General features: G+C 55.4%; 19 protein-coding genes. 13 read left to right on the top strand and 6 right to left on the bottom strand.

The features are described from left to right. Window positions 1-9 precede the first annotated feature (9 nt). The 9 genes from ABWV33_RS17595 (at window position 10) to ABWV33_RS17555 (ending at window position 10268) form a co-directional block, all read left to right on the top strand. Window positions 10-1635 carry an AMP-binding protein gene (locus ABWV33_RS17595; RefSeq protein WP_353332602.1) on the top strand — a complete coding sequence of 542 codons (1626 nt, stop codon included), beginning with the start codon at window positions 10-12 and terminating at the stop codon, window positions 1633-1635. Window positions 1636-1661: 26 nt separating this feature from the next. Then, entirely contained in the window at window positions 1662-2531 is an 870-nt protein-coding gene (locus tag ABWV33_RS17590) for a DMT family transporter (protein ID WP_353332600.1), read from the top strand. Further along, complete coding sequence (locus ABWV33_RS17585) at window positions 2528-3166, top strand: TetR/AcrR family transcriptional regulator (RefSeq protein WP_353332598.1); 639 nt, start codon at window positions 2528-2530, stop codon at window positions 3164-3166. Before ABWV33_RS17590 ends, ABWV33_RS17585 begins: the two co-directional genes overlap by 4 nt. Beyond that, on the top strand, window positions 3163-4812 hold the full coding sequence (locus ABWV33_RS17580) for an amidohydrolase (RefSeq protein ID WP_353332596.1): 1650 nt from the start codon (window positions 3163-3165) through the stop codon (window positions 4810-4812). The genes ABWV33_RS17585 and ABWV33_RS17580 overlap by 4 nt, the downstream gene beginning before the upstream one ends. Next, the gene (locus ABWV33_RS17575) at window positions 4809-5639 is read left to right on the top strand and encodes a CobW family GTP-binding protein (protein WP_353332595.1); all 831 of its coding nucleotides are present in this window, start codon (window positions 4809-4811) and stop codon (window positions 5637-5639) included. The genes ABWV33_RS17580 and ABWV33_RS17575 overlap by 4 nt, the downstream gene beginning before the upstream one ends. 155 nt (window positions 5640-5794) lie before the next feature. Further along, window positions 5795-6559 (top strand): enoyl-CoA hydratase, encoded by a 765-nt coding sequence (locus tag ABWV33_RS17570; protein ID WP_353332593.1) that lies wholly within the window; start codon window positions 5795-5797, stop codon window positions 6557-6559. A 443-nt stretch (window positions 6560-7002) separates the two neighbouring features. Then, window positions 7003-8625: a thiamine pyrophosphate-binding protein gene (locus ABWV33_RS17565; RefSeq protein ID WP_113822088.1), complete on the top strand. Its 1623-nt coding sequence runs from the start codon at window positions 7003-7005 to the stop codon at window positions 8623-8625. Between the two features lie 200 nt (window positions 8626-8825). After that, a complete protein-coding gene (locus ABWV33_RS17560; protein ID WP_164619746.1) occupies window positions 8826-9488 on the top strand; it encodes a GntR family transcriptional regulator in 663 nt (220 codons plus the stop codon). A gap of 30 nt (window positions 9489-9518) precedes the next feature. Continuing rightward, window positions 9519-10268 (top strand): aspartate/glutamate racemase family protein, encoded by a 750-nt coding sequence (locus tag ABWV33_RS17555; protein WP_121999021.1) that lies wholly within the window; start codon window positions 9519-9521, stop codon window positions 10266-10268. A gap of 21 nt (window positions 10269-10289) precedes the next feature. Here ABWV33_RS17555 and ABWV33_RS17550 read toward each other — a convergent pair whose 3' ends face one another. From ABWV33_RS17550 to pobA, 5 genes are all read right to left on the bottom strand, one after another. Then, the gene (locus tag ABWV33_RS17550) at window positions 10290-12023 is read right to left on the bottom strand and encodes a thiamine pyrophosphate-binding protein (RefSeq protein WP_353332590.1); all 1734 of its coding nucleotides are present in this window, start codon (window positions 12021-12023) and stop codon (window positions 10290-10292) included. Between the two features lie 198 nt (window positions 12024-12221). Beyond that, the gene (gene pcaG / locus ABWV33_RS17545; protein WP_353332588.1) at window positions 12222-12842 is read right to left on the bottom strand and encodes a protocatechuate 3,4-dioxygenase subunit alpha; all 621 of its coding nucleotides are present in this window, start codon (window positions 12840-12842) and stop codon (window positions 12222-12224) included. After that, on the bottom strand, window positions 12842-13570 hold the full coding sequence (gene pcaH, locus ABWV33_RS17540) for a protocatechuate 3,4-dioxygenase subunit beta (protein ID WP_353332586.1): 729 nt from the start codon (window positions 13568-13570) through the stop codon (window positions 12842-12844). Before pcaH ends, pcaG begins: the two co-directional genes overlap by 1 nt. A 45-nt stretch (window positions 13571-13615) precedes the next feature. Next, the gene (gene pcaC / locus ABWV33_RS17535) at window positions 13616-13993 is read right to left on the bottom strand and encodes a 4-carboxymuconolactone decarboxylase (protein WP_353332584.1); all 378 of its coding nucleotides are present in this window, start codon (window positions 13991-13993) and stop codon (window positions 13616-13618) included. A 72-nt stretch (window positions 13994-14065) separates the two neighbouring features. After that, window positions 14066-15235 (bottom strand): 4-hydroxybenzoate 3-monooxygenase, encoded by a 1170-nt coding sequence (gene pobA, locus ABWV33_RS17530; RefSeq protein WP_353332582.1) that lies wholly within the window; start codon window positions 15233-15235, stop codon window positions 14066-14068. Window positions 15236-15333: 98 nt separating this feature from the next. Here pobA and pcaQ point away from each other — a divergent pair, with 98 nt between their 5' ends. Beyond that, a complete protein-coding gene (gene pcaQ / locus ABWV33_RS17525; protein ID WP_353332580.1) occupies window positions 15334-16260 on the top strand; it encodes a pca operon transcription factor PcaQ in 927 nt (308 codons plus the stop codon). A 37-nt stretch (window positions 16261-16297) separates the two neighbouring features. Here pcaQ and ABWV33_RS17520 read toward each other — a convergent pair whose 3' ends face one another. Beyond that, window positions 16298-17260 carry a LysR family transcriptional regulator gene (locus tag ABWV33_RS17520; RefSeq protein WP_353332578.1) on the bottom strand — a complete coding sequence of 321 codons (963 nt, stop codon included), beginning with the start codon at window positions 17258-17260 and terminating at the stop codon, window positions 16298-16300. A gap of 137 nt (window positions 17261-17397) precedes the next feature. Here ABWV33_RS17520 and ABWV33_RS17515 point away from each other — a divergent pair, with 137 nt between their 5' ends. The 3 genes from ABWV33_RS17515 (at window position 17398) to ABWV33_RS17505 (ending at window position 19651) form a co-directional block, all read left to right on the top strand. After that, a complete protein-coding gene (locus ABWV33_RS17515; protein WP_353332576.1) occupies window positions 17398-18174 on the top strand; it encodes a transporter substrate-binding domain-containing protein in 777 nt (258 codons plus the stop codon). A gap of 154 nt (window positions 18175-18328) precedes the next feature. Next, window positions 18329-18976, top strand: coding sequence for an amino acid ABC transporter permease (locus ABWV33_RS17510; protein WP_113822099.1), 648 nt, complete (start codon window positions 18329-18331; stop codon window positions 18974-18976). 18 nt (window positions 18977-18994) lie between these two features. Then, window positions 18995-19651 carry an amino acid ABC transporter permease gene (locus ABWV33_RS17505; RefSeq protein WP_353332574.1) on the top strand — a complete coding sequence of 219 codons (657 nt, stop codon included), beginning with the start codon at window positions 18995-18997 and terminating at the stop codon, window positions 19649-19651. The last annotated feature ends 1 nt before the right edge of the window (window position 19652 follow it).

Below are 19652 nucleotides of genomic sequence, written 5' to 3'. Positions count from 1 at the left end.
AGAGAAACCATGAAGCGGATTTGGCAGAAACATTACGGCGACATGAGCCCCGAAATCAGGTGGGAACAGGACGGGTCCGTGGCGGATCTGATCGAATGGGCGGCAGAAAAATTTGCGGATCTGCCGGCGGTTGCCTGTTTTGGCACTACGCTCAGCTATCGACAGGTCGAGCGGTTGTCGCGCGATTTTGCGGCCTATTTGCAGAATGGGTTGGGGTTGGAGCAGGGCGCGCGGGTGGCGATCATGTTGCCCAACATCATCCCGTTTCACGTCGCCAGCTTTGGCATGATCCGCGCCGGGATGGTGCAGGTGAATGTCAATCCGATGTACACTCCGCACGAGCTGGCGCATCAGCTGAATGACTCTGGCGCCGAAACCATCGTGGTAGCCAGCATGGTCAGCGCCACGCTAGGCGCCGTGCTGGAGCAGACGCAAATCAAGACCGTGATCACTGTCGATCTGGCGGATCTGATCGCCGCGCCGATCCCTGCGACCCCGGTGGATGAGGCCATAACCGGTGCAATTGCATTGACAGATGCATTGGCACAGGGGGCCGAACTGGCGTTTAAACGCCCTGAAATTACGCAAGATGACCTGATTTTCCTGCAGTACACCGGCGGCACCACGGGCCTAAGCAAAGGCGCGATGTTAAGCCACGGCAATCTGGTCTCTAACGTTGCGGTCTATGACGCGCTGGCCGGGCCGATCACCGAAGAGGGCAAAGAAATCGTGATCACTCCGATCCCGATGTATCATATCTTTGCTTTGATGGTGAATTGCCTGTGCTATTGGCGCTATGGCGCGCTGAATGTGTTGATCGCCGATCCGCGCGACATGGCGGGGTTTGTCAAAACCCTGAGCCAGTACAAGTTCACCGCCATGACCGGGGTCAACACGTTGTACAATGGGTTGTTGCATACGCCGGGGTTTGCGGAACTGGATTTTTCCTCGCTCAAGGTGTGCTGGGGCGGCGGCGCACCGATCCAAGAGGCAGTGTCGCACAAATGGCATGACATCACTGGGGGGCATATCCGCGAAGGCTATGGGTTATCTGAAACCTCGCCCATCGTGTCGATGAATCTGGTGGCGCGTAACGCCTATACAGGCACCATTGGTATTCCGGTGCCCTCGACCGATATTTCATTGCGGGACGAGAACGGGGTCGAGGTTGAAATCGGTGCCGAGGGCGAGCTGTGCGTGCGCGGTCCACAAGTGATGCAGGGCTATTGGAACCGCCCCGATGCCACCGCCGAGGTGATGACCGAGGATGGGTATTTCTGCACCGGGGATGTGGCCGTGGCAGATGCCGACGGGTTCTTTCGCATCGTGGACCGCAAGAAGGACATGATCCTGGTGTCCGGTTTCAACGTCTACCCCAACGAGATCGAAGGCGCGGTTGCCCTGATCCCCGGCATTGTCGAATGTGCCTGTATCGGGGTGCCGGACGACCATACTGGTGAGGCGGTCAAAGTGTTTGCCGTGCGCAATGATGACACTCTGACCGAGGCAATGGTGCGCCGCACCTGTCGCGAAACCCTGACGGGCTACAAGGTTCCGGCAACGGTGGAATTCATAGACGAGCTACCGAAATCCAGCGTGGGCAAGATCCTGCGCCGCGAATTGCGACAGGTTTAGGGATGCAGGCAGGATCCCCTCCGGTAATGGCGTATGTCGTCATGGCATTGGGTGCAACGGGCCTGACGCTGGGCGATTTCTTTATCAAGAAGTCATCGCTGGCGGGGGTGTCGCTGCCGGCGCTGATGGTGTTTTCATGGCCCTTTACCGTTGCGGCATTGCTGGTGTTGGCGCATCTGAAGGGTGGCATTCGCCATCATTTGTATCCTCATGCACCGGGGCGGCTGTTGATCCGGGCGGTTTTGTTGCTGGTGATGGCGACGTTGAACATCACCTCATTGATGATGAACCCCTATGCCCAGCACGCCATGCTGTTTCAACTGTCGCCAGTGTTTGCCCTGCTGATCAGTGTTCTGGTGCTGGGCGAACGGCTGAGCGCGCATGTGATCGTGGTGTTGGTAACCTGTCTGGCGGGCACTTGGTTGATCCTTGATCCGGGGTTTCAGGGGATCTCGGCTACTTTGCTGATCGCGGTGGCCGCGGCGCTGTCGAATGCGGTGACCAATACGTTTGTTGCGGTGAACCGCACCGCAGCAACGCCGCTTGGATTTACATTCTGGGCCGTGAACGGTGTGTCGCTGGTCATTGTGCCATGGTGGCTGTTGGCAGATCGATCGGTTCCAGCGTTGAATGCGCAGATGTTCATTCAGCTAAGTGCCGGATTTGCGGTTCTGGGTATCATTCTGGCCAGCCTTGCCATGCAGTTGGCTCGTGGCAATATTGGACGGATCAGCATCATGCTCTACGTCCAAATGCCAGTGGCGTTGGGTCTGGGGTGGTTGGCGTTTGGGGAATACCCGCCGCAATCGGCCATTTTGGGCGGGATTTTGATAGGGTTGGCGGGGGCTTCGGTGCCGCTGATGGCGCGACGACACAGGGAAAGGGCACCGACATGAGCAAGAGCGGATCAGACGGATACCGCCCCAGCAAACAGGCCCGCAGTGTTCGGTCCGAACAGTTGCTGCTAGAGGCGGGCGAGGCGTTGTTTGCCGAAAACGGGTATCAGAGCACAAAGGTCACGGACATCATCGAGAGGTCGGGCTGTTCTACGGGAACTTTTTATCATCGGTTTACCGACAAAGAAGGGCTGGCCCGGCTGATGATCGAGCGGTTCATCGACGAGGCCGACGATGTTATTCAATCGTTGGATCTGAACCGGGACATTCACGGCGATTTGCCCCAGATGTTGGCCTATCTGGCGGGCGGTCTGCACGACAGCATGACCGAACGATTGGGGGTCTATCGTGCGTCACAGCGGCTTAACACACTCAGTTCGGACCGCTCGGCGGATACTGGCGTTCTGGTGGCCCCGCTTGAGGCGCATGTGATGACCTATCTGGATCAGTACCGCGATCAGATCACAGCCGCTGATCCGGATGAGGCCCTGCGCCATGCGCTGCAGTTGATCATCATGGTCACACTGCAGACGCGGCTGGGGGCAGGGCGGTTGTTCCCGCGCGATAAGGCAGGGCTGACGCAGATGCTGGTGCAAGCCTCTTTGGGGTTGTTGCAACAAGGGAATAGATCATGAGCAAGATCACGGTATTTACGGCCAAACGCATCCACACCATGACCGACAGCGCGCCACCGGCCACGGCGGTTGCAGTGCGCGATGGCGTGATCCTTGAGGCGGGAACGCGGGAAAGTCTTGCGCCGTGGCTGGATGCGCACCCTCACGAGGTGGACGACCGGTTTGCAGACAAGGTGATCCTGCCCGGGTTCATTGACCCGCATCTGCATCCCTTTATCGGCGCGGTTCTGTTGCCAACGCGGTTCATCACCGCGTTTGAATGGGATTTGCCGGGGCAGAGCGGTCAGGCCACACGCGGCCATTCTGAGTACTTGGCGGCGGTAAAACAGGCGGTCGACGCTGACGATGGCGCGCAGCCCATCTTTGTCACGTGGGGGTATCACCAGATCTGGCATGGTCAGGTTACCCGCGCGCAATTGAACGAAATTTCTGAGACACGCCCCATTCTGGTCTGGCATCGCTCGTTTCACGAGGTGATCCTGAATGACGCTGCGATTGCCCTTTTGAACATCAATGCCGAGGTGATGGAGACCCACCCCCAGATTGATGCGGAGGCCGGGCGGTTTTCGGAAACTGGCGCGATGGTGGCCATCGAGGGGGTGAAACCGATCCTGTTTTCGCCGACGTGGTTTGGTGCCGGGCTGGCACAGCTGCACGAGGTGCTGCATGCAGGGGGCCATACCACGGTCGCTGATATGGCTTGGGGCATGTTTGACTACGAGCTGGAATGGGCGGCCTATACCCACGCGATGGACTCGGTTGCGCCGCCCTATCGGGTGATGATGGTGCCGCGCGGTCTGCCTGATCCCGAATTGACTGGCTCGCCCGAGGCGGCCTTTGATCGGGTCGATGCCCTGACCAATCGCGGCACGGATCGGTTGTTCTTTGACCGGCATGTGAAATTTTTCACCGATGGCGCGTTCTTTTCCGAACTGATGCAGCTGGGTGATCCCGGGTATATCGATGGGCATCATGGTGAATGGCTGACCGCGCCCGAGCAGTTCGAAGCGATTGCGCGCCCGTATTGGAACGCGGGATACCGAATTCACGTGCATTGCACCGGCGATTTGGGGGTCGAGTTGGCGTTGGATGTGCTGGATAAGCTACAATTTGAACGCCCCCGTGTCGATCACCGGTTCACCATTGAGCATTTCGGCGTCTCGACCGAAGATCAGGTGCGTCGGATCAAGGCTTTGGGGGCGTTGGTCTCTGCCAATGTTTATTACCTGCACGAGTTGGGCGAGGCCTATTGGCGGGAATCCATTGGCCATGAGCGTGCCAGTCAGATGGCGCGGCTGGGGTCGTTGGCCCGCGCCGATGTGCCCTTTGCGTTGCATTCTGATTTCACCATGGCCCCGGCGCATCCGTTGACCAGTGTTTGGGTCGCGGTCAATCGCTTTGCTGAATCTGGCGCGGTGCTTGGTGAAAACGAACGGATTTCGATCCATCAGGCGTTGAAAGCGATCACGATTGATGCGGCATGGGTGTTGGGCCAAGAGGGGCAGATTGGCTCAATCCGGTCTGGGAAAAAGGCGGACTTTACCGTGTTGGACGAGGATCCGTACGAGGTTGACCCGGCCAAGCTCAAAGATATCCGAATTGATGCCACCGTATTTGAAGGGGCGGTTCATCCGCGCCCGAAATGAGCCTGCCCGTCTTGATCGTGGCGGGCTATTTGGGGGCCGGTAAAACCACACTGATCAATGATTTTCTCGCTGATCCCGGCGGGCGACGGACCGTGGTTCTGGTCAATGATTTCGGGGCCATCAACATCGACGCCGCACTGATTAAAACGGCTGAGGGGGATACCATTGCGCTGACCAATGGCTGTGCGTGTTGTGTAATTGGTGATGATCTACTGGGGGCCGCCAAGCGCGCAGTCGCCACCGCGCCGGATCTACTGATTGTTGAGGCCAGCGGCGTATCTGACCCAGCGCGATTGGCGTTGCTGTTGCGTGGGGTGGCGGGGGTTGATCCGGCGCGCATCCTGACGGTGATCAATGGCGCTGCAGCGCGGCGCAATGCCCGGGACAAATTCATCGGGCGGCTGTTTGCAGCGCAGATCACCAGTTCTGATTTTGTAGCCTTAAACCGGGAAACAGATTACGCCGCAGAAACCGTCGCACGCTTGGCACCTGATGCTGTTTTCATAGCCTCGGTTGGGGACGCCTTGAATGGGGTCACATCCGTCGTTGCGGCCACGATGGTGGATGTCCTGCCAGAGTTTAAGAGCCGTATTCTGGATCACCCAAGACCCACCTCAGAGGCGGCGCTGCGACGCTGGACCGCGACCCTTCCGGCCGATGTGCATCGGGCCAAAGGGATCGTGGATACCCGCGACGGTCTGGTGAAGTTTGATTATTGTCAGGGGCAAACCGTCATAAGCGCTCTGCCATTTGCGCCGCGGTATGATGTTGGAAAGATCGTTTTGATCGGCCCTGCGGGGGCCTGCACAGGTCCCGAAACCCAATGATCGGGCGGTGCGGACCCCACCAGTGACGGGCGACGCGAGGTAATCGGCCCATTATGTTGATGCGCCTGTACTGTTTCCCTATTTCTTGTGCCAATTGCTGCCAGTCCAGCCTCGTCTGCTTTGCGCGCATGACGTGAACTCAGAGGATCCTGACCATGACCGACAACATTCTCATCACGACCGAGGCACGCGTCACCACCGTGACCATCGACCGCCAAGATAAAAAGAATGCCATCACGCAGGCGATGTACGGTGCGATGGCGGATGCCATCGAAGAGTACGGGCAAACGGATACGGCCCGCGCGCTGATCCTGACCGGGGCGGGCGACATGTTCACCGCGGGCAATGACTTGCAGGATTTTTCGATCCAAGGAAGTGGAAAAAGCGAAGAGATGCCACCAGTGGGTCGGTTTCTGAATGCGATCCGGGATTGCCCGAAACCGTTGATCGCGGCAGTGAATGGGCCGGGGATCGGGATCGGCCTGACCATGCTGCTGCATTGCGATCTGGTCTACGCAGGTCAAAGCGCCACATTCGGCGCACCGTTTGTAAAATTGGGGCTGGTGCCCGAGGCCGGTGCCTCGATCCTGTTACCTGCATCTGTGGGCATGGCTGTGGCCAACGACATCTTGTTGGCTGGTCGGACCCTGACGGCTGACGAAGCGCATAGCTACGGCTTGGTCGCGCGTGTCTTTGCGGATGCCGATCTGATGACAGAGGTTCAAGCCATTGCCCAGTCGGTTGCCCAATCTGCCCCCGTTGCATTGCGTCGGTCCAAGGCATTGATCCGAAATCAGAAAGATCAGATTGCCGACCACATGGCAGCTGAAATCAGCGTGTTCGTAGAGCAGCTCAAATCCCCGGATTTTGCCGAAAGCGTTGCCGCGTTGATGCAGAAACGTGCGCCAAACTACGGCTGACCTTTTGAAACCGCCGCCATTATGACGGTGGGATGGCTGTGTTGTACATCTCGGCGGAAGTTTGCATTTCTTCTATGCCTGGAGGGGCCTTAGTTTATTCCAAGGCCCGGTGCGGCGCGCGCGGGCAGCGACGTGTATTTAGGCCTCTGACGGTAGCAAAGGTGCTGGAAAGCTGTGCTTAAACCTAGCCATCATTCTGGCGTGAGCCGAAGTTTGGAAGAATAGCCAGAAGGCAATGGAAGTGCCTTGGCGCATGGCTGTCTGGGGGTGGAGGGGGATTTTCGAATAGCGTTTGGAGGTTTGAAAAGATGCGGTACTTGCGCGCAAATCTACCAAAATGGGTGAATTTACCGCGTCGTGAATTCATAATACCGTGAATATTGCGCACTTCTCGCACTGGTTCTCAGGTAGGTGTACCTGAAACACATTAGGAGTGAAGCCCCATGGGGACCAACATGAACGTCTATCAATCTATTGCGCGATCCGTTGCTGATCATGGGGCAGCTACGATGTTTGGGCTGATGGGCGACGCCAACTTATTCATGGTAGATAGTTTTGTGCGCGATTGCGGTGGCCGATTTGTGCCTGCAGCGCACGAGGGCAGCTCTGTCTTGATGGCTTTGGCCTATGCGCATGTGGCTGGCAAAGTGGGCGTGGCGTCGGTTACTCATGGTCCGGCGCTGACGAACTGTATCACGGCGCTGACCGAAGGGGTGCGGGGTCATGTTCCCATGGTTCTGCTTGCGGGGGATACCCCGGTCGCCAACCCGCGCCATTTGCAAGGCATTGATCAACGTGAATTGGTTAAAACCACTGGCGCTGGCTTTGAGCAGGTGCGCGCGCCGGATACTGTGAGCAAGGATATAGCACGCGCCTTTTACCGGGCGCAGGTGGAACGTCGCCCTATCGTTGTGAATATGCCAGCGGATTTTATGTGGCAGGAAACCGAGCACGACGTACAGGTGCTCGACGTGTTCACCGCTCCGGGTGGTGTAGCGCAGGGTGACATTCTGGACGAGGCGATTGGTATGATCGCGTCTGCACGCCGTCCTTTGATATTGGCCGGTGCGGGCGCAGTTGGTGCGCGCGATCAGTTGATCAAACTTGCCGACAGGTTGGAATCCCCGCTTGCGACGACGCTGAAAGCCAAGGGGTTGTTCAATGATCACCCTTATAACATTGATATATTCGGCACACTCTCCACACCCGCGGCCTATGAGCTGATTGCCCAGTCTGATTGCATCATTTGTTTCGGAACGGCTCTGCATGACTTTACCACGGACCGTGGTAAGCTGATGAAAGATAAACGCATTATTCAGGTGGACATCGAACCCACCGCGATTGGTGGGGGGTTGCACCCGGATGCGGCTTTGGTGGCGGATTCAGGTTTGACCGCAGAAACCATCCTCTATTGGTTGGACGAAGCAGAAATCCCTGCGAGCGGGTTTACCCGCGAGTTGGACATCGAAACTCTTACGGCACATCCAACGGGATCAGACAAAACGACAGATGGTTTTGTGAATTATGTGCAGGCGCTGGAACGGTTTGAACAAACGCTGCCGTCTGACCGCATTCTGGTCACGGATGGGGGTCGTTTCATGACCGAGGTGTGGTGCCGTATTTCCTCCCCTGATCCGCAGAGTTTCGTTGTAACTGCGAACTTTGGGTCCATTGGTTTGGGCATCCAAGAAGCCATTGGTGCGGGGGTGGCAGCACCCAACCGGCCTGTGGTCGTCTTTAGTGGCGATGGGGGATTCATGATGGGCGGGATCAATGAATTCAACACCGCCGTACGTCTTGGTCTGGATCTGATCGTGATTGTTGCCAACGATTCAGCCTATGGTGCGGAACATATCCAATTCCTCGACAGGAAAATGGATCCCAGCCTGACACAGTTCGATTGGCCCTCTTTTGCAGAGATAGCCACTTCGTTGGGGGGGCAGGGCATCGAAGTGCAGTCTGCCGAGGATTTGGAAGCCGCGATTTCTGCGCTTGAGACTCGTAAGGGACCTGTGTTGATTGAACTGCGCATTGATCCAAACGATGTACCGCGTATGCGGATCTAAAACGCCCTTTGGGAATCGGAATTTGGACCGATCAGAACGGCGACGGATCTCCGTCGCCGTATCTATTTGTGGGAAAGGCTTTTTGGATCGGGGTGTTTTCAAATTGTATACCGACAAGAATTCAAGATTGTCCGCAAATCAATTGACATTTCTTTCTGCCCTGTCAGAAAGAATATCATCAATCGAGGACATGACCCAACATGAGCACAAGCGTTGATTTGGTGTACGAGCAAGTGCGTCACATGGCGGCCAATTTTGAATTCAAGCCAGCAGAGCGCATCAACGAAAGTGAGCTGTCCAAACGGCTTGGGGCAAGTCGCACACCGCTGCGCGAGGCGATGAACCGGTTGACGGCCGAAGGGCTGTTGATGTTTGAGGCTGGGCGCGGGTTTTTCTGCCAACCACTCAATCCGCAACTGGTTGTGAACCTTTACGAATTGCGAGAGGCGCTGGAGACCGCAGCCATTCGTGCCGCGGTTGAACGGGCAAGTGATGACCAGATTGCCGAACTGCAGCAATTCATTCTGGATACGGCAGGTCGCTATACAGACGGAACCCCAACGCGGGAAATCGTTGCACTGGACGAACAGTTTCACCTGATGATCGCCAACCTGTCAGGCAATCCCGAATTGGTGAACATGATCGAACTGACTTACGAACGCATTCGGTATGTCCGCTGGATCGCGATGCGCGAAAAGATCGACATTACCCATGCGGCTCACATGCACATTTTTGAGGCGATCGCCGCACGTGATGCGGATGCTGCCGTGGCCCGGATGCGCGATCACATCAAGAAACACAACGCAGAAGCGACCGAGATTGTAGGCAAGGCTTACACGCATCTTTACGTCCCTCAGCAATAAAAGACCCTGAAAAGGTATCACATCATGACAATGGTATACGGCGGGAAATCTGTTTACGGGGCGGTGTTGGGTATTTTGATGCTCGAAGCACGGTTCCCTCGTATTTTTGGCGATATTGGCAATGCGACGACGTGGTCGTTTCCAGTGCAGTACAGGGTCGTCAAAGGGGCAAGCCCGGACAAAGTTGTGCGTCAGGATCCGATGCTGTTGGTGGATGATTTCATAGCCGCCGCGAACGAGTTGGTTGAATCTGGATGTGATGGGATCACCACGAATTGCGGCTTTCTGGCACTGACCCAAGAGCGTATTTCCAAGGCCGTGCCTGTGCCTGTGGCCACTTCTTCGCTTATGCAGATCCCGATGGTTCAGGCCTTGTTGGCGCCGGACAAAAAGGTTGCCGTTCTGACCATTTCCAAAAATACGCTGACGCCTGCGCACCTGCGTGCGGCGGGGGTGAAAAACCTGGATGAGGTTCCCATTTTCGGGACCGATGAGGGCCACACCTTTACCCGCAGTATTCTGGATGATCACGAAGCTATCGACTTCGAAGCTTGTCGTCAGGATATGATTGATGCGGCGCGCCAGATTGTCGAAACGGATCGCGATGTCGGGGCTATCGTGCTGGAATGTACGAACATGACGCCCTATGCGCTCGACGTTCGAAAAGTGACCGGGTTACCGGTGTTTTCAATCCATTCCTTTGTGAACTGGTTCCATCAAGGTCTGATCCCAAGCCGGTTTCCATTGGATCTTGATGATCCACGATCCGGCCTCTTTTAAGGCCGGATCGTGGGGCCTGCCTTATTCGAAATAGGGGAGGTTCTTTGCTTTGGCAGCGCGGACCCAATTGGGAACAAACGGGATGATCTTGTCCTGCGTTGGCACCATCATCTCGATAAAGCTTGCTCCGGGGTGGTCGATTGCGTCCTGCAAGATCGCCTCGATATCATCTTCGCTGGTGATGCGTGCGGTTTTAAAGCCAAAGGCCTCAGCCAGTTTGATGTAATTGACAGATCCGAAATCAGTCGACCAAGGCTCATCCACATCGTCCAGCAACAGGGCTTCGCCCCGGATCCAGCCAAAGGCGTCATTGCGGGTCAGGATGACGGTTACGTTTTTGTTGCTGCGTCGGATGGTTTCCATATCGCCCATCACAAAGCCAAATGAGCCGTCCCCGGTGAACGAAATGATTGGCCCGTCCGAGGCGTAAGACGCCCCCAAAGCTGCGGGAACCGAATAGCCCAACGCGCCCATGGAATAGTTGGTGATATAGCGGCGCCCGGCCTCTTTGATGGTCAGCAAGGCAGAAGGGTAAATCGCGCTGACGCCGGGTTCGGACGTCACGATCGCATTTGCCGGCAGGATTTTGTCCAACGCCTGACTGAGCTTGACTGGTGATACAGTCCCTTCGGGCATTGGAATGTTGGAATTGAACACTTTGTCCAACGCGGTTTTCTTGATCGGGTTCAGATCGATCTCATCACGTTGCAGCGTTGGGTGATCTGCTTTGATGATCTCAACCATGTATTCCAAGCTGGCGCGTGCATCGCCAACCAGCCCGATTTTGACCGGGAAATTGTTGCCCACGTGGGCTTCGGCGATATCGAGATGCATGAACGTTTTTGCGTTCGGGTCGCCATACAGTTTCCAATGATCGGTTGCGGCACTGTCGGTGTTTGTCCCGATAAAGAACACGGTGTCTGCCTCGCGGACATAGCGGTTGGAATACTCCATGCCACCCCGTCCCCCGATCACGCGCAGCGCCAAAGGATGGTTTTCGGGAATGGTGCCTTTGCCCGGCGTTGTGGTTCCAACTGGAATTTGCAACAATTCTGCCAGCTCAAGAAGCGCGTCCGTCGCTTTGGAAATCAGCCCACCTTGGCCACAGACAATGACCGGTTTTTCGGCGGCGAGCAAAACCTCAACCGCGGCTTTGATCTTGCTGTGATCGGCGACGGGCCGGTGCGCCGGATAAACGCTGTAGTCGCTTTCGGCGTATAGATCCGTGATCTCGGCCTCTTCGTGAAACACGTTGATCGGGACGCGAATGTGCACAGGGGCAGGGCGCCCCGAGGTCGCCACGCGGAACGCGCGCCGGAGTAGAAAGGGGATGTCCTTGGCATTGGTCAGCACAAAGGACTCTTTGCAGATGCTGTCATACAACGCGGATTGGTCCACGCCGGTTAGACCGTGCTTTTTGTCCTGATTGATTGGGATATCCGAGCTGAAGAAAATGACAGGAACAGAGCTTAGATAAGCTTCGGTAATGCCGGGGGAGCAATGTGTGACGCCGGGGCTTGGCGCCTCGAGCACACAGGGGCGGCCGGTGATTTTAGCATAGGCTTCGGCCGCGTACGAGGCCGTGCGTTCGTCTCGAGTCAGAACATATTCGATGTCGGAATGTTCGCGCCATTCCTTATACCACCCGATTGTGGTTTCCCCGGGCAGGCCAAAAACATGCTTAACGCCATGAAGTTCAAGCATTTTCAAAATGATCTGTGCACCGTTTAAGGCGGTAGGAGTTGTCTCGTTCACGGCGTGACCTCTGCGTTATTGAATTGCATTACATTCTGTATACAGTTCGTAATGCCAAAAGGTACGCAGGTCAACGATCAGCATACATTGCGAGACCGTTGTTAATGATGCGCGTTTAAACAAAGGGCAATTTTCAGTGGATCAGACTGTGTTTGAAAGGGCCGCCAGCGTGATCTTTGGGCTGGCGGACCGTGCGGTTCAGATGTCAAAAAAGACGGTTTCGTTTTCGCTCTGCAGTCGGACATCAAACCGATAAACGATCTGACCATCGCGGTCTGTGCGTTTGGCGATCAGGGTGGCGCGGCGGCGTTCCCATTCGATCAGGTTCAGCACTGGATCGGCGGCATTGGCATCCATCTCATCGTCAAAATAGATGCGCGTGTTCAACCCGACATTGATACCCCGCGCTACGATCCAGAGATTGATATGAGGGGCCTGCATCCCAACATTGCGTCCGCGCGTTGCACCCGGTTTGACAGTGTCGAACCCCCATTCACCGGTTTCAAAATCGGTAATGACACGCCCCCACCCGCGAAATCCCTCTTCGACGTCTCCACCGCCTTCGGGGTGGGCATAAATGCCCGTTGCATTGGCCTGCCACGCCTCTAGCAGCCCATCTTTGATGGGCGATCCGGTGCCATCAATCACGACCCCTTCTATCCGGACGCGCTCCCCATTGGCATTAGGGCCGCAAATGTCCCATCCCAACTCCTGACGATAGATGTCAAACCCGGCAGCCCCCGGCGCCAATCCGATGTGCACATAGGGTCCCGCGGTTTGCGAAGGGGTTTCTTTGAGGTAATTCAGATCCTGAGACATCAGTTGCCCTCCAACCGGTTTTCAAACAGGGTCGACCGGCGCCCGCGCAAAACGATGTCGAACTTGTAAGCGATTGTATCCAAAGGGATCGTCGCGTTCAGATCCAGCCGGGCGATCAGCTGCTCGATGGCATCGGGATCCGGGATCGTGTTGACGATCGGGCACTTGTGGATCAGCGGATCGCCCTCAAAATAAAGCTGCGTAATCAGGCGTTGGGCAAAGCCCGAGCCAAAGATCGACAGATGAATATGCGCAGGTCGCCAGTTGTTCACGAGATTGCGCCAGGGATAGGCACCGGGTTTGACCGTGCGGAAATAGTAATACCCGTTTTCGTCGGTCATCGTGCGCCCGCAGCCGCCAAAGTTTGGGTCAATCGGGGCAAGATAGGTGTCTTTCTTATGCCGATAGCGTCCACCGGCATTGGCCTGCCAAATCTCGACAAGCGTGTTGGGCACAGGGCGCGCGTTTTCGTCCAGAACCTTGCCATGGACGATGATGCGTTCGCCAATCGGGCTTTGATCCGGCTGCGCGTAATTGCTGAGCAGATCATTATCGATCGGGTCAATGTCCGCATGGCCGAAAACCGGTCCCGTGATTTCGCTGACCGAGTTTTGCAATGAAATCAGTGCGTACCGAGGGGATCGCGCAACACTTGTTTTATAGTTGGGCGTCAGGGCGGCTGGGTGCCGCTCGCGGTCGCGTTGATAGAATTCGGCTGGTTTAGACATGGCTGGATGACACCTCTGGCTGGTCCTGTCTGTGCATTTCCCTTGTCACTCCTGTTCCATCTCTTCGTAGGTCTGTTTGGCCAGCTTTAGCGCGTGGTTGGCGCGGGGCACGCCTGCATAGATCGCGACATGCTGAAACGCCTCGAGCACGTCTTGTTTGCTGGCCCCGGTGCGCGCGGTGGCGCGGATATGCATCGGGATCTCTTCGAAATTGCCAAGCGCCGCCAGCAAGGCCAGCGTCAGCATGGACCGTTCCCGGTCGCTAATCCCGTCCGAGGCCCAAACCGTGCCCCATGCCCCTTCGGTAATCAAGGTTTGGAACGGTTCATCTATTGGGGACTTCGCCGTTTCAGCCCTGTCAACATGGGCGTCGCCCAATATGCACCGCCGCACTTTCATGCCCGCGTCAAAGCGATCATTCATGACGATGTCTCCTGTAGGAATGCGGGGGGAGTTTATCTCTATGTCGGAGCAGGTTTGCCATTTTCGAACGCATCAGTACGGCAAGCCTACATAGTTCTGGGCAAAGACCGACTGCGCTTCGCGGTTTCCACGCAGGAAATCGACATCGGCCTTTTGCATCTTCAGGTCAAATGCATTTTGGTCGGGAAAACGATGCAATAGGTTTGTCGTGGACCAGCTGAAACGCTCGGCCTTCCAGATGCGCGCCAATGCTTTTTCGGAATATTGGTCGATGCCGTCGCTTTTGCCCGTTTCGTACATTTGCACCAAACCATTGTACAAATAGTGGATATCACTGGCGGCAGTGTTCAACCCCTTTGCGCCTGTGGGTGGAACAATATGGGCCGCGTCCCCGCACAGAAATAAACGCCCCCAGCGCATCGGCTCGGTCACAAAGGATCGGAGCGGGGCAATGGATTTCTCGATCGAGGGACCTGTCACCAGCTTGTCTGCGTATTCGGCGGGGATACGTCGTTTTAGCTCGGTCCAAAACGCGTCATCTGTCCAATCTTCGGGGGCATCAGACAGCGAGCACTGAATATAATACCGGCTCAGGTTTTCGTTGCGCATCGAACACAAGGCAAAGCCGCGTTCGGAGCCAGAGTAAATCAGCTCGTCATTCACGGGTGGGGTTTCCGACAAAACACCCAGCCAGCCGAACGGGTAAAGCTTTTCATATTCTTTTCTGATGCTTAGGGGAATGGTTTGGCGGCTTATGCCGTGGAACCCATCGCATCCGGCGACATAGTCACAATCGATCCGATGTTCGGTGCCATCAACTGTATATGTGACATGTGGTGCGTCTGAATCCGCGCCGTGAATAGTCACGTTTTCTGTGTTGAAAACAATCTGACCACCCATTGCTTCGCGGGCTTCGTATAGGTCGCGTGTGACTTCGGTTTGGCCATAAACAACGACATTGCTGCCTGTCAGCTCTTTGAAATCAATGTTGAATTGGGTTTCGCCAAAGGAGATGACGGTGCCATCATGGGCAAAGCATTCTTTGTCCATACGGTCTGCGACCCCGGCTTCGCGCATCAGGTTCACAAAGCCGACTTCCAAAATACCGGCCCGTATTCGACCCAGAACGTAATCTTTGGTTTTGCGTTCCAGCACCACTGTGTCGATGCCTTTGCGGTGCAGAAGCTGACTTAGCAAAAGCCCGGAGGGGCCACCGCCAATGATCGCGACTTGGGTGCGCATTTTGACTCTCCTGAAATCTTCTACAGAGATATTGCTTGCGATAAACGATTAAGTAAAATGATCTTATGTCGATTTTAGTTTCGGAAAGTAGCAAGTAAGTGATCGATCGCCGTATCAAGTTTCGTCACATCCAATGTTATGTGGAAATCTGTCGCGAGCAGAGTCTGAAGGGCGCGGCGGAAAAGCTGTTTTTGACCCAACCGGCGATTTCTAAAACATTAAAAGAGCTGGAAGGCATTATGGGGGCAACCCTGTTGACCCGAAATCGGGCAGGGGTCGTTCTGACACGACAGGGAGAGGTGTTTTTACATTTTGCCGAGATGTCGTTGGCCTCGCTTCAGCAAGGGTTAACCGGGGTAGAGCAAGTTGGTGCGCGCGGTAAGACCCTTTTGTCTGTAGGGGCGCTGCCATCAGTTGCTGCGCGTCTCATGCCAAGTGTTGCAGCCAAGTTTGCCGAATTGGCCCCAAATACAACGCTTAGAATCGTGGATGGGCCACATAGCTACCTTGTTGAACGGTTGCGCCTTGGGGATTTGGACCTGGTGATCGGCCGATTGGGGCGACCAGAGACCATGCAGGGAATTACGTTTACGCAGCTTTACGAAGAACAAGTCGAATTCGTGGTGCGAGCGGGCCATCCGCTGTTGGATGCGCCAGATTTGAAACGGATCGGTGAATGGCAGGTGATTTATCCACCCGAAGGGTCTGCGATCCGGCCATTGGTGGATCGTTTTTTGATTGCCCACGGTGTGGGGCAGATCGACAATCGCCTCGAAACCGTGTCAGGGGCTTTTGGTCGTCATTTCACGCGGCATTCCGATGCGATCTGGATCATTTCAGCGGGGGTTGTGGCCAACGAAATTGCAGACGGGCATCTTAGGGCACTGCCGATTGATACCGCGATTACGCGCGGGCCAGTCGGGCTGATGCATCGCCCAGATGAAATTTTGTCTTCGCAGGCGCAGGTTTTTAGTCTTGCCGTGAAATTAGCCTTAGAAGAGCAGGAACTAGGAGCAGATTTTTAGCCACCCACGCCTATCCTGGAAGGGTGTGATGTGCCGTTTAAATTGCCCCATACGTCCGATCTTCGATAGGGATCTCAGCAAGTTCAGCCTCACAGTTGGACAAGAAGATGGCTTCGGCGTCGGACTGGCGGCGGGCAGGATTTGTGATCAGATAGATGTTCACCAAGGGCAGGTCATCATAAGGCGGCAACTGGCGAATGTTGCCCGCAATCACGTCTTGCTTTGCGACGTGAAGAGGCAGCGCGCCAATTCCGACATTTGCCATTATCATCCGGCGAATTTCATTCAGGCTAGAGGACACGCCGCGCCAAGTGTTGGCCAGACCCGCACGGGCACGCAGGCGGGAAATGACATCCAGTGGACCGCCTTCGGCTTCTGTTTGAAAGGCTACGAACGGCTCACCTTCCAGATCTTTGGGGCGGATTTTCTTGGCAAGAAACAAGGGATGGCGGGCGCCGCAAAAGAGCCCAAAGAATTCTCTGTATAGAACCAATCTGTCCAGATTCTGCGGGGCTTTAGACAAGAGGCAGATGCCAAAACTCGCTCTGTTTTGCGAGATCATCGTTTCGACCTCGTCGCTTTCGTAAACTGAAAAGGAATAAGTTACGTGTGGATGTGCGGTGGAAAACCGATCCAAGAAGTCGTCAAAATGTTCAGAGATTACAGAGCTGGTGGTGGCAATAGAAAGATGTCCGCGCAGTTCTGCATTGTCGACATTCAAGAGCGAAGGGAGTTGCGAGATCGAACCGAAAATCTTGGCACATTCGGAATAGAGCGCATGGCCTGAGCGCGTGATGGTAAACTCGTTGGGTTTGCGAATGATGAGTGTCCGGCCCGTCGCTGTTTCGAGGCGCTTCAAAGCGGCAGAAACTGTTGGCTGCTTCAGGCCCAAAAAGTCAGCAGCCTTTGAAATACCGCGCTGTTCGACGATGACCATAAAGGTGCGCAGCAGATTCCAATCAAGGTTCCAAGGAAAGCGTTGTTGATGCGGTAAGCTCATAGATCTCATCTATATTGATAATGGCATATATTTATTTGCACGATATGAGAGACCATGCAAGTCTCAGCTTGAGCGGGGGTAATCCGCCAAGACTGCACGGGCCTTTACCCCGGCAATTATCAACAGGAGAGACAAAGATGACTGTTCGCCGTACCATCCTGAAATCTGCAATCGCCGCTGCTGGCTTTGCAGTAATGGGGCTGAACGCCGCTGTCGCAGAGGAGCTTGATACCCTGAAAGAAAAGGGTGTGATCCGCATCGCAATGTCAGGGGCTTACCCTCCGTTTAACTTTGTGAATGATGAAAATCAGGTTGTCGGATTTGACCCGGCGGTTGGCACGGAAATCGCCAAACGCATGGGGCTAGAGGCCGAAATTGTGACCACTGCGTGGGACGGCATAATTGGCGGGCTTTTGGCGAACAAATACGACGCGATTGTTGGGTCGATGACAATCACGGCCGAACGCGATGAGGTGGTTGATTTTGTTGGGCCATATTATTCGGATAAGCGCGCTATCTTCACCAAGCCAGGGTCAGATATTACCGACCTTGATGGTTTGAAAGGCAAGAAAGTTGGCCTGACTTTGGGCGAAACCCACGAGGATTGGGCCCGGGAGATGGGGTATTCAATCAATACTTACAAAGGTCTGCCTGAACTTCTGCTTGAATTGGAAAACGGGCGTGTTGATGCGATCGTCAACGACTCGATTGCGGCCATTCTGGCGATGACGGCCAAGGGTCAGGAATTTGCAATGTTCGACGATCCCGGCACCGAACCGTTTGGGGCGGGCATCGCAATTCGTCAGGGTAACCCAGCCTTGGCTGAGGAAATGCAAAAAGCGTTGGATTCCATGATGGAAGACGGCACCTATCTTGCGCTGGCCGAAAAGTGGATCGGCGCGGATATCCGCTAAGCGCTCTCCTCCCCGCCGTCGGCTTTGGCGGCGGGGCTTTCTTTTGGGCATGGACCGTTGGTGTGAGCTTGCATGTTCCTCAACATCGGTAAACCTTCGTTTCAGAGACGGTGCGCTGTGCCCGTTTCACAAGATATGGCCACAGGGGGGCAGCATGGATTTTGAACTGATGCTTAAGGTCTATCCGTTCTTTCTTGAGGCCGCTTGGATCACAGTGCTTTTGTCGATTTTGACGGCGATATTGGGTTTGACCTGTGGAGCGCTCGGCGCGGCGGCCCGCTTGTCAAGATATGCGGGATTGCGGTTTGTCGGTGCGGCTTATGTCAGTGTGTTTCGCGGCACGCCTGCTTTGATCCAGCTGTTTATCCTCTACTTCGGGGGGCCCCAGATAGGTATCCAACTGGATGCGTTCGAGGCGGGTGTGATCGGACTTGGCATAAACGCCGGCGCTTACATGACTGAAACCATCCGCGGTGCGATTATCGCGATCGACAAAGGCCAGCGCGAAGCGGCCCGCACCCTTGGGCTGAGCCAATGGCAAGCCATGTACAGGATAATTCTACCGCAATCTGCCCGGCTGATGGTGCGCCCGTTGGGGGTGAATATCAACGCACTGATCAAGGCGACTGCGCTGGTCGCGGCGATCTCGGTCGTCGAACTGACCTATACCGCGCAGCGTTACATTGGATCGACCTATAAGCCCTTTGAAATGTTCCTGCTGGCAGGGGTTCTTTACATGATCATCATCTATGTGGTCGGCCGTGGCATCGCCTGGCTAGACCGCAAAGTGCAAATCACCTGATCGGAAAAGGAAAGACTGATGGGCCTCGATTTTTCGATTATTCCCAAATATTTCGACGTGATCCTGCTTGGTTGTGCCTGGACCATTGGCATCACGGTTGCGGCTGCGATCCTGAGCTTTTTTGGTGGTATCATTTTTGCTGTGATTGCACTTTATGCACCTTGGATCATCCGCCAGCCGTTTCGTTTGATCGCGTGGCTGTTCATGGGGACGCCCCTGTTGTTGCAGCTGTTTCTGATCTATTTCGGGTTGGTTCAGATTGGCATTGATCTACCCGCCTTTGTGGCTGGGATCATCGGGTTGGGATTGCACTTTGCTGTCTATAATTCGGAGCTAATTCAAACTGCGATCTTGGCTGTCGACAAAGGCCAGATGGAAGCGGCCCGGACCTTGGGATTAAGCCGGGGCGAGGCGCTGCGCAAAGTCGTCATCCCACAGGCCGTTCGGGATGTGGTTCCGCCGATTGGCAACAATATGATCGCGCTTTTGAAAGACAGTGCTTTGGTGTCGGTGATCGGGGTGAGTGAACTGACACTGTCGGCGCAGCGGGTTATCGGCAAGACCTATCGCCCGTTCGAATTCTATATCCTGGCTGCGGCATGCTATTACGTCATCAACCTGGGCATGGAATGGGTGCAGCGCAAAATCGAGCGCCGCATCTCAATCTCCCGCTGAT

The sequence above is a fragment of the Phaeobacter sp. NW0010-22 genome (genome assembly GCF_040365955.1).
In the GTDB taxonomy this organism is placed as follows: domain Bacteria; phylum Pseudomonadota; class Alphaproteobacteria; order Rhodobacterales; family Rhodobacteraceae; genus OMPR01.
Note: the sequence above shows the minus strand (reverse complement) of the source record. Positions and strands in the feature narration are given on the sequence as shown.